A 3,508-nucleotide genomic window follows, 5' to 3' on the forward strand; every position below is an offset into this window, starting at 1 on the left:
CACACGCGCTGATGGTCCGACGCACGGGTATCCCGGGTCGTCGTGAACCAGCAAGATCGGACGAGCTGGAAAGCCTTGAGCTGGCCGCGCGACTCACTGACTTGGCTCCAATTGGCCTCCTGATTGTCGACACAGAGCTACGAATACGTTACATGAACAAGACCATACTCGCCTTCAATGGTCTGTCCACGGCGGACATCGGAGACAAGACGATCGCGGAGCTGCTTCCCGATATAGATCCTCAGGCATGGGATGTGATCCGGCGGGTGCTGGACACCGGGAAGCCGATCATCGATGTTGAAATCACCGGACGCACCCCGGCAAGCTGGCCGCACCGCCGCATATGGAGCGCTTCTCACTATCCGATCCGCGATCGGCACGGCGTCACGACGGCGATCGGTGTGGCCGCGATCGACATCACCGAACAACGACAGGCGGAAGCCGATCGCGAGGCCGTGGAACAGCGGCTGCGCCTGCTGGGGCGGGCCAGCGGGCTGGTCGGCGCGTCCCTGAAACTACCGGACACGCTGGCGGCGATCGTCGACCTCGCCGTCCCCGAATTCGCCGACAACTGCGAGGTCCTCCTGGCCGACGAAACGCTCGACGCCGACACCCACCCGGACAGGCTGGCGCTACGCGGAGCCAGGCACGCCAACACGCCGCGCTCCGCCTCGCCAACTCCGATCAATACCGTGGGAACTCTGGTCTATCTTGATCAGGATAATCCCGCTCATCGAGCATTCGCCACGCGCCGACCAGTGCTTTTCGACATAACAGAACGAATAATACACAGCGTCCAAATGTCCGAACCGCACGACTTTTTCGAGCAGGTCGCGATCGACATGGCGATCGTGGTTCCGCTGCTGGTGGGCCGGCAGTTCTTCGGGGTCGTCTACTTCGGCATCGGCTCGTCCCGGCGTCGTTATACCGACTGGGACGTGCAGACCGCGGCCGAACTGGGAAGCAGGATCTCCAGTGCGGTGGCCAACGCCCGAGCCTACGCCAGCCAGCGCGCCGCCGCCATCGCTTTGCAACGCGGCCTGCTGCCGCACGAAACCCCCGCCGTCGAAGGCCTGGACATCGCCTGGCGTTATGAACCTGGGACGGCCGGTACTGAAGTTGGTGGCGACTGGTTCGACATCATCCCGCTGTCTGCGGGCAGGGTCGCGCTGGTCATCGGTGACGTCATGGGCCGGGGCCTCACGGCCGCGGCCGTCATGGGGCAGGTCCGTTCCGCCGTCCGCGCCTTCGCCGCTCTCGACCTGCCCGCGGCCGACGTCCTCACCCATCTCGACGACCTTGTCCAGAACCTCGGCAGCGGCCCCGATCAAACGCTCATCAGCTGTATCTATGCGATTTTCGAGCCGGCTACCGGCACTATCTGCATTGCCAACGCGGGCCATCTGGATCCCGTCCTCACCTGTCCGGACGGAAAGGTCCGCCGCCTCGAAGGCCACGGCGATCCGATCCTCGGCCTCGGGCTGGGGGAACAGACGTACACCGAAACACGGCACGTGTTCGCAGCCGAAACCACACTTGCGCTCTTCACCGACGGCCTGGTCGAGTCCCCCACCGTCGGCATCGACGAAGGCTGTCGACGCATCGAGCTCATGTTCAGCTCCATCCATCGTGACGCCGAACAGAAACAGGCGCATGATCTCGGCAGGACCGCCGACCGGATGCTCAGCCTCATCGACCGGGGCGAAGGCTACGACGATGACGTCGCGCTGCTACTCGTCCGTGCCACCACCACCGCTACCACCGCCACCACCGCGATCGCCCCGCGTCCCCAGGCAGCCAAGGCCGCGCGCGAAGCCGTCCTGAGCGCCCTCAGCCGCTGGGAAGTCATAGGCGCTGCCTTCACCGTCGAACTGCTGGTCAGCGAACTGGTCACCAATGCGATCCGGTATGCGAACGCCCCGGGCCAACTGATCCTACGGCGCGGCCAGCACGCCCTCTATGTCGAGGTCTCCGACGAAGACACCCGGGTTCCCCGCCTGCTGCATCCCACCGTCGACGACGAGGGCGGCCGCGGCCTGCAGCTCGTCGCCGAACTGGCCACCCGCTGGGGCGCCAGGCCGACCCGGACCGGTAAGACCGTCTGGTTCCAGCTCGATCTCCCTGCGCCGACTGAAAACGACTGACCGGGTGCAGCTGGACGGCAACTCGTCAAGAATCCGGCCGCCCGCCCCGCACATGCTCATCTACCGCGTGGCAGAGTGCGGCCGGCTACGCACAGAAATGCGCCGCATCCAGCACCACCTGAAGTCACGGACCTGGATGCGGGTCTCGGGCTGACGATGCCGGCGACGGAACGCAGGCCGCCCTCCTCACCGAACGGAGCACAGGTCTCCCGCCGGCTGGGCGGGGTGACACCGAACTGCCGCTCCACGGGTCGACACGCCCCGTTGCATAATTGAAAAAAATTCCATTTTGTGGTAGCCTTACGGTCGGCATGTAACTTCACTCGCGTGGACATCGGATATCCCAGCCGGATGGCGCTGACCGCCGCTGCCGCGCGCGCAGCCCATCTCCTAGTTGACAAAGACCCGACTATCTTCTCCGACCCGCTGGCGGCTCCGCTCCTAGGAGAACACGCGGCGGAACTCATCTCTTACCATCAGTTGCATGGCTCCCACCTGGTACTGGCCGGCGCCAGGGTAACCGTGTTGACCAGAGCTCGCTTCGTGGAAGATTGTCTGACAAACGCCGTCCGTCGCGGCGTCGGCCAGTACGTGATTCTGGGCGCCGGCCTGGACTCCTTTGCTTATCGCTCAACATTTGGGAAGCGGCTGCGAGTATTCGAGGTCGACCACCCGCTCAGTCAGGACTGGAAGCGGCATGCCCTTGCCAAGGCGGATATTTTCATACCGGACACCGTCTCTTTCGTTCCGTTTGACCTGCGCACCGGCCGGTTGCTCGAGGCGCTGGAGGCAGCCAGCCTCGATCTGGGCCGCCCGGCCTTTGTGAGCTGCCTCGGGGTGGCCATGTACCTCCCAATCGAGGTCGTCGATCAGACGATGGCGCTGGTCGGTGGTCTCGCGACCGGCACAGAAATCGTCGTAGAGCACATGCTGCCGGCGAACCTACGCGACGCTGCCGGCCAGGGCTATGTCGACGCCGTTGCCCCCGCATCCGCCTCCCACGGGGAACCATGGTTGACCTTCTTAAGCCCGGATGCAATGGCGCGGATTCTGGAAACCCATGGCTTCGACGTCGTCGAGCAGGTCGGGCAACGTCAAGCGGTGGACACCGGGCTGTGGCAGCGCAACGATTCCCTGCACCCGTACGGCCTGTCAAACCTGACTCGCGCCATCGTCCGGCCGGCCCGTCCGTTCGATTCTTCACATCCACCAAAGCCGGCGTAGAACCTCCGCGCTCCACCAGGTTCACCGGTCCCAACAAGTTGAACAGGCAAGGGGTCCCGGCCCTGCCCTGTCGGCGCGGGAGTGCAGCTGCCCGGCAGGATTGGGCTTGATCTAGAGTTCAGACCGCCTGTGCCTTGGCC

Annotated in this window: 2 protein-coding genes; both read left to right on the forward strand. The window is 64.7% G+C overall.

What is annotated here, in order from left to right:
* Positions 1 to 2,144, forward strand: a 2,144-nt coding sequence (locus tag MJ783_RS17600; RefSeq protein ID WP_239311672.1) for a SpoIIE family protein phosphatase, incomplete at its 5' end; no start/stop codon positions are given.
* A 351-nt stretch (positions 2,145 to 2,495) separates the two neighbouring features.
* The gene (locus MJ783_RS17605) at positions 2,496 to 3,368 is read left to right on the forward strand and encodes an SAM-dependent methyltransferase (RefSeq protein WP_239311674.1); all 873 of its coding nucleotides are present in this window, start codon (positions 2,496 to 2,498) and stop codon (positions 3,366 to 3,368) included.
* The last annotated feature ends 140 nt before the right edge of the window (positions 3,369 to 3,508 follow it).

Origin of the sequence: Protofrankia sp. Cj3 (assembly GCF_917627355.1) — a bacterium.
In the GTDB taxonomy this organism is placed as follows: domain Bacteria; phylum Actinomycetota; class Actinomycetes; order Frankiales; family Frankiaceae; genus Protofrankia.